Annotated in this window: 7 protein-coding genes; all 7 read left to right on the plus strand. The window is 62.5% G+C overall.

All coding sequences use genetic code 11. The features are described 5' to 3' along the window. Positions 1–726: cytochrome c3 family protein (locus IBX54_RS10945; protein ID WP_296542689.1), on the plus strand; the 726-nt coding region annotated here is incomplete at its 5' end. Between the two features lie 215 nt (positions 727–941). Then, positions 942–1,538, plus strand: a complete 597-nt coding sequence (locus IBX54_RS10950; RefSeq protein ID WP_296542690.1) for a cytochrome c3 family protein — start codon at positions 942–944, stop codon at positions 1,536–1,538. Continuing rightward, the gene (locus IBX54_RS10955; RefSeq protein WP_296542691.1) at positions 1,535–1,870 is read left to right on the plus strand and encodes a c(7)-type cytochrome triheme domain-containing protein; all 336 of its coding nucleotides are present in this window, start codon (positions 1,535–1,537) and stop codon (positions 1,868–1,870) included. The genes IBX54_RS10950 and IBX54_RS10955 overlap by 4 nt, the downstream gene beginning before the upstream one ends. Continuing rightward, on the plus strand, positions 1,867–4,011 hold the full coding sequence (locus IBX54_RS10960) for a hypothetical protein (protein ID WP_296542692.1): 2,145 nt from the start codon (positions 1,867–1,869) through the stop codon (positions 4,009–4,011). The genes IBX54_RS10955 and IBX54_RS10960 overlap by 4 nt, the downstream gene beginning before the upstream one ends. Continuing rightward, complete coding sequence (locus IBX54_RS10965; RefSeq protein ID WP_296542693.1) at positions 4,005–5,048, plus strand: hypothetical protein; 1,044 nt, start codon at positions 4,005–4,007, stop codon at positions 5,046–5,048. Before IBX54_RS10960 ends, IBX54_RS10965 begins: the two co-directional genes overlap by 7 nt. Then, on the plus strand, positions 5,045–6,778 hold the full coding sequence (locus IBX54_RS10970; RefSeq protein ID WP_296542694.1) for a cytochrome c3 family protein: 1,734 nt from the start codon (positions 5,045–5,047) through the stop codon (positions 6,776–6,778). The genes IBX54_RS10965 and IBX54_RS10970 overlap by 4 nt, the downstream gene beginning before the upstream one ends. Before the next feature lie 5 nt (positions 6,779–6,783). Next, the coding region (locus IBX54_RS10975; RefSeq protein ID WP_296542695.1) for a hypothetical protein at positions 6,784–6,993 on the plus strand (210 nt) is incomplete at its 3' end.

Here is a 6,993-nt window from a genome sequence, read left to right on the forward strand (position 1 = left end):
TGCGCTTTCTGCCACACGCCGCACAGTGCCCAGTCCAGCTTGCTGCTCTGGAACAAGAGCCCATCAGCCAACAACTTCAGCTGGAGTGACGCAACGGCCACAACCGGCGGCACCGCGTATGCCTCGATGGCCGGCACTTACAAAGGCCCAACGGCCAAGTGCCTGGCTTGCCATGACGGCTCGGTGGCCATTGGTGACGTGAGCATGTACAAAGGCAAGGCCGGCACTTACAACACCTTCAAGGTGGGTGACCAGCCGACCGATTTCGACGGCAAGATCTGGACCAGCGCCGATGCCCGTCCGAATTACATGGTTGGCACCGGTGGCAACATGGCCGGCACGCACCCGGTCGGCATGCCCTACCCGGATGAGGCTGGCGCCACCTACAACAGCAAAGTCACTGGCGATGGCGTGGTGCTGGGTGAGTTCCAGCCACTCTCCGTGGCGCACCAAATCTCGAACACGAGTCTCGGCGGCGGTTTGGCCTCCAGCGCATTCGCACCTGTCGCCGCTGGTGGCGGCAACCAGGCTTCGCTGATCAAGCTGTATGTTGACGATGGCGCCAGCATCGTGGCCGGCGCTGAAGCAGGTATCAGCGGCATGGAATGCTCCACTTGCCACGACCCGCACAACAAGCAGACCGTGGACGACTGGCTGCTGCGCGGCCAAAACCAGGGCTCCACGCAAGCCGGTGGCTACATCTGCCTGCAGTGCCACATCAAATAGGCCAGGCACCTCGCTCTGCTTTTGCGCACCAAGGGCGCTGACTTTCGGGTCAGCGCCCTTTTTAGTTGGATTGGATTGAAATGCGGAACCATTTGCGTGCGTTCCTCGCCTGGCTGAATGGTAAAATTTTTTTCATGCGCAACGGTTTTTTTGAATAGATAACGATGGCTGCGAACGGGCACTTTCGAGGGTTGCGCGGTTGGCGTTGGCTGCACATGGCGCTGCTGCTCGCGCTGCTGGCGGCCTGCAGCAGTTCCACGCCCTTGATGGCGCTGCTGTTCGACATGCCGCCGCCCGGCCAGGCGCAGCCAAGCGAGCTGCAGGTGCGCCAGCCCCGGCGCACGCCGCCTCCGAGCGGCCCGGTCTTCAAAGTCTCACAGGCGCATCTGGATTCGCTGGCAGCGCTGGCCAAGGCTGGCCCGCCGCCCAACTGGCCCGAGCTTTTCAAGCAGCTGCCCAAGGACGACGAAGACAACATCGACTGGATGGCCGCACTCGAGAGCAAGCTCATTACGCCCAAGGGCGTCATCGACGACAAGGACAAAGACCCGGGCCGAACCGCTGACGACGACATCGAGCTGTCCACTTCGGGCAAGCCCAATCGCATGGTGGTTTTTTCGCACAGCACCCATACCCAGTGGCTCACCTGCAACAACTGCCACAACGCCATCTTCAAGCGCGAGGCCGGCAGCGCCAAAATCACCATGGACGACATCGACGAGGGCAAGTACTGCGGCGTGTGCCACGACAAGGTGGCGCTGGCCCAGCCCTCGGGCTGCAAAGGCTGCCACAAGCCGATCAAGAAATCATGAAGACGCTGCTGCTGCAATTCATGGCCGCCTTGATGCTGTTCGGGATGGCAGTGGGCGCCTTGGCCGAGCCGGTGCTGGGCGACATCACCTTTGAGCGCAAGACCAAGGGCGACGAAGACTTTCCGCCGGCCATTTTTTCGCACTGGAATCACCGCGTCAAGTTCAAGTGCTACGTTTGCCACAACAAGACCATGGGCTTCGAGATGAAGGCCGGCAGCGCCCAAATTACCATGGCGCTGATCGATCAGAAAAAGTTTTGTGGCGCCTGCCACAAGGGTCTGCCCGCTTTTCCGGTCAATTTTGATACCTGTTCGAGATGCCACCATAAATGAGGTGTTCGCCCCCTTGGTTGCGCCGTGTTCTGCTGGTCTTGATGGCGGGCACGCCGTGCGCTTCCAGTTGGGCGGTTGACTGGCATCTGGGGCGGGGCCGGTGGAGCGGCGACTTGGGCCTGAGTGCCAACTTTCGCCACAACGCCAATGAAAACGCCGGCAACAGTTCCAGCGGTTCGGCCTATCGTTTGCAGGAATCGCTGCGCGTTCAGGGCACCGGCCTCTATGTGTTGGACCGGCGCCTCATCAATGCCAACCTGGGCTTGCGCATCGGCTTCGACCAGTCTCAATTCAGCGGTTCGTCGGCAGCGGGCAGCAGCGATCAGCGGGTGACAGACTACAACTTCAGCGCCGGCATTCTGGAGTTCAAACCCTACCCCATCCAGGTTTACGCCAATCTCACCCAGATCGACGCCAGCCTCGACTTCGGCGGGCGCTCCGTCGGCAGCTCAGAAAACCGGGGCTTCAGTGTGTCGCTCAAGGAAGACAGTGCGCTCAAGGACTGGGTGGGGCCATGGTTTAGCGCCAATCTGAGTGCGCGCGAGCAACACCTTCAGCAAACCAGTACCTATTTCGATCGCATCACCCAGATCGAACAGACCCGGCGCACGGTGGAGGCCTCGGCCCAAAAAGGTTTCACCACGGCCGACCTGCGCCTGCGCTACCTGGCAACCGACCAGGTCAACGCGGCACAGGTGCAGGCCGGCAGCAAATTTCAGGTGGCTAGCGCCAATTACAACCTCGACTTCGGCCCCGGCCTGAACCGCAACTTTGACTCCACCCTGAGCTACGCCACGCGCGACACGCTGCTGCCCAGCAACACCCTGACGGCCACCGAGGCCCTGAGCATCGTCCATTCCCGCAGCCTGGCCAGCGACTACACCTATGACTTCAGCCGCGATGAAGCCGAGGGTGCGGTGACGCTGCGCCACGCCGGCACTGTGGGCGTGTCGCACCAGCTGTACCAAAACCTGTACACCAACATGACCTTGAAGGGCGAGCGGGCCGAGCTGGCTAACGGCACGCTGTCCACCTACCGTGGCAACTTCAGCCAGAGCTACCGGCACAGTCTGCCCCACGGCGGCAGCCTGGGGCTGAACTGGGCGGGCAACTACCAGCGCAGCAGCAGCGCGCTGAGCGTTGGCATCGTCAATGCGAAAGACGAGTTCGACGCGCTTGATCCCGTTGTCGCTGATTCAACGCATAAATTGAGCGAGCCTTTTGTCATCGAAAACAGCATCCGGGTTTTCAACCTCAGGGACGCCCCGGTCGAGCAAGAGCTGCTCCGTGGCATCGACTACACGGTGGCGGTGATTGGCAATTTCACTTACATCACACCCATTTACCGTGACACGTTACCAAACAACGATCCGGTTGAGATAGGCGATCCGCTCAAGGTCACCTATGAGGTCCGGATCGACCCGAACCTTGAATCCGAAAGCCGCGGCACAGGCTACGGTGTGGCTGTGCACTATGGCTGGATTGGTGCCTCGTACAACCACCAGCAGTCCACCAGCAAGCCGCTCAGCGGCGAGGCCCTCTTTTTGTTCTACAGCTCGCGTAACGACACCGTCAACGTTTACATGAACGGCAGCTGGCGTGGTTTCGCCACCTCGGCGTTCGCCAGCCACGAGCGCAGCAGCACCCGCAGTTTTGCCCTGGAAGATATCACCAACACCAGCCGCCTGGAATTGCAGGGCAGCGGGCGTTTGCATGGCATGGATGCCAGGGGCACGGCCAACTATGAGCGCTACCGCGGCACACTGAGCGCCTATGACCGGCGCATGCTGCAGGCATCGTTGTTCTGGAAACCCGCCTACGAGTGGCAGATGACTTTCAACGCTTCTGCGAGCAATACCCAGTACCTGAATCCCGCGCGCCAGCACACCTTGCTTTCGACCCGGGCCTCGCTCAACTGGAATCCGGAAAGCGGCTGGCGTAACGAAGCATTTGCCGAAGTTAGAGTGCAAGAAAATAGCGATTCGGCCCGCTCCACCCTCATGCAGCTTGGCGCGCGCACACAACGGCAGGTGGGCCTGTTGACCGTGTCCGTTGCCGGTTCGGTCGGCTACTCGGCGAGCGGCGGCGCCCGCGGCCAGAGTGAAAACATCAGCGTCACAATCAGGAGGGCGTTATGGTGAGTCGTTTTTTCAAGGCCTGGCTGGCCACTACGGTGCTGTTGCTGGCGGGCGGCTGCGGCACGCCTGTGCCCGCACCTGCCATGGACCCCGCTGCCCTGGTCTGGCCCGAGCCGCCCGAGCCGCCACGCATCCGCTACCTGCAAAGTGTGGCCGGTGCGCAGGACTGGGGCATCGAGCGCTCGTGGCTGCAGCGTTTGGGCGATGCCCTGATGGGCACGGGCGCACAGCAGTTGGTGCGGCCGTCGGCCGTGGCCGAGGCGGCTGGCGTGCTGTATGTGGCCGACCCCGGCACGCGGTCGCTGTGGATTCTGGACCGGCCGAATAAGCGCGCGAGCCAACTGAAAAAAGTCGGCAACGAGGCGCTGGTGTCGCCGGTGGCACTGGCGCTGCGCGCGGATGGCGCCGTGTTTGTGGCCGACACCGGGCTCAACAAGGTGTTTCTGCTTGACCGCGAGGGTGCGCTGCTGCGCACCTTTGCCACCCAGGGGCTGGAGCGCCCGGCGGGCCTGGCCTGGAGCGAGGCCGCGCGGCGGCTTTACGTGCTCGACAGCAAGCGCCACCGCATCACGGTGTTCGACGGCAACGGTGCGCTGCTGCGCCACATGGGCGGGAGCGGCCGCGGCGACGGCCAGTTCAATTACCCCACGCACCTGGCGCTCGATGCCAGTGGCGCGCTGCTGGTGACCGACGCGCTGAACTTTCGCATTCAGGCGCTCAGCCAGGACGGCGCTTTTTTGTGGAAGTTCGGTCATCAGGGCAATGGCAGCGGCGACTTTGCAGCGCCCAAGGGCATTGCCGCTGATGCCGGTGGCCATTACTACGTGGTCGATGCGCTGTTTGACCTGGTGCAGATTTTTGACCGGAGCGGCCAGTTGTTGCTGGTTTTTGGCGAACGCGGCGAGCGCCCGGGCCAGCTGATGTTGCCGCGGGGCATATTTATTTCCAATGAAGACAAGGTCTATGTGGCCGATGCCTACAACCATCGCGTGCAGGTATTCCAGGGCGCCATCGCGACGGCAAAGGAGTCAACACAATGAACGCCAAATTCAATGCGGCCGGTGTCCCGGCCATGCTGCTGGCCGGACTGGTCGCCGGCCTTCTTGCCTGGGCCCCGGCAGCCCGGGCTGACATTGCCAACACCCGACATAATCTGACGCCCAGCGGTTCCGGCACGTTCAAGGCGCCCGAGGCCACCGGCCTGTGCGTGTTTTGCCACACGCCGCATAACGCCAATGCGTCACGAGCCTTGTGGAACCGGGCGTTCTCAGCCGCCACCTACACCTTGTACACCAGTTCCACGCTCAAGGCGGTGCCGACGCAGCCCACGGGCAGCTCGCGCCTGTGCCTGTCGTGCCACGATGGCACCATGGCCATGGGCAACCTGCTGCGCCCGCCAGGGGGGGTGCAGCCGACGCTGGGCAAACTCACCGGCGCGGGTTTGATTGGCACCGACCTGTCCAATGACCACCCCATTTCCTTCACCTACGACAGTCAGTTGGCCATCGACCGCGGCGAGCTGGTGGACCCGCAGGGGGCGCCCAATGCCTTGCATCTGGACGCGGGCGGGCAGGTGCAGTGCACCAGTTGCCACGACGCGCATGTCGATCGGGCCAACTTCATGCGCATGGACCCGATCAAGGGCGCTTTGTGCACCACCTGCCATCTGCCGGCCAACTGGACCAACGCGAGTCATGCCAATTCAGTGGCCACCTGGAACAGCACCGGCACCAGCCCCTGGCCTGCCGACGGCTACACCACGGTGCAAGACAACGCCTGCCTGAATTGCCATCGCCCCCATGCCGCCGGCCATAGCGAGGGCTTGCTGGCCCAAGTGGGCGAAGCCGCCAATTGCACCATTTGCCACAGCGGTACGGTGGCCAAGGCCGGCTTCAATTTCAACACCGAATTTGCCAAGCCCTACCGGCATCCGATCGACATCGACCCCTGGACCCACAAGCCCAAGGAAGATGCGAGCACGATGACAAGGCACGTGGCCTGCGCCGACTGCCACAACCCCCACGCGGCCGACTCCAGCAGCGCCACCGCACCCAATGTCAGCGGGCCGCTCAAAGGCGTGCCCGGCATTGACCAGGCCGGCGCGCCGGTGGCGGTGGCCACCTATGAGCAGGAGGTGTGCTACAAGTGCCATGGTCTGGCCCCGGCCACAACGCTGAGCTTTGCGCGCCAGGACAATGTGCGCAACGCGCGCGAGCAGTTCGAGCCGAGCAACTTGTCTTTTCATCCGGTGACGGCCGTGGGGCGCAACGCCACCATCCCGGACAACAGTTTTGTGTTGGGCACGGGTCTGACGGCCATCAGCCGGATTGCTTGCGGCAGTTGCCACAACAACGACGGCTGGACTGCCGGTGGCACCACACCGGCCGGGCCGCACGGCTCCATCTACAAACCGCTGCTGGAGTTGAACTACAACACCGCCAGCACCGTGATTGAGTCGCCCACCGAATTTGCGCTGTGCTACAAATGCCACGACCGCAGCACCCTGCTCAATCCGAACGTAGGCAAATTCCCGCATTTGCGGCACCTGTCCAGCCCGGTCAACGCATCGTGTGCCGCGTGCCACGATGCGCATGGCTCGCGCACGCAGTCCAACCTGATCAACTTCATGCTCAGTGATGTCAACGGCAACCCGGTGGTGACGCCAGACAGTGCAGGCAAGATCGCCTTCACCAAGACGCCCAATGGCGGTAATTGCCAGCTGGCCTGCCACGGCATGGTTCACAAGCTGGGTGTCAACAAGTATCCGTAGGCGCAATGGATCGCCACGCTTCGCTTGCTGTGAACAGCCCCGTCATTGCGAACGAAGTGAAGCAATCCATGCACCCGGCAGTCATGGACTGCCGCGCTACGCTCGCAGTGACGATGTCTTTGTTCAAGGCCCGTGTGCGGTATCGGACCGGGTACGGATGGCTTTCCATGAACAGCCCCGTCATTGCGAACGAAGTGACGCAATCCATGTCTCCG

It is taken from the genome of Rhodoferax sp., from assembly GCF_014859475.1.
In the GTDB taxonomy this organism is placed as follows: Bacteria; Pseudomonadota; Gammaproteobacteria; order Burkholderiales; family Burkholderiaceae_C; genus Rhodoferax.

What these genes read in the sequence shown, in the direction of transcription:
- IBX54_RS10965 (WP_296542693.1), top strand. Translation starts at nt 4,005, where the DNA reads ATGGTGAGTCGTTTTTTCAAGGCCTGGCTGGCCACTACGGTGCTGTTG.
- IBX54_RS10960 (WP_296542692.1), top strand. Translation starts at nt 1,867, where the DNA reads ATGAGGTGTTCGCCCCCTTGGTTGCGCCGTGTTCTGCTGGTCTTGATG.
- IBX54_RS10950 (WP_296542690.1), top strand. Translation starts at nt 942, where the DNA reads ATGGCGCTGCTGCTCGCGCTGCTGGCGGCCTGCAGCAGTTCCACGCCC.
- IBX54_RS10955 (WP_296542691.1), top strand. Translation starts at nt 1,535, where the DNA reads ATGAAGACGCTGCTGCTGCAATTCATGGCCGCCTTGATGCTGTTCGGG.
- IBX54_RS10970 (WP_296542694.1), top strand. Translation starts at nt 5,045, where the DNA reads ATGAACGCCAAATTCAATGCGGCCGGTGTCCCGGCCATGCTGCTGGCC.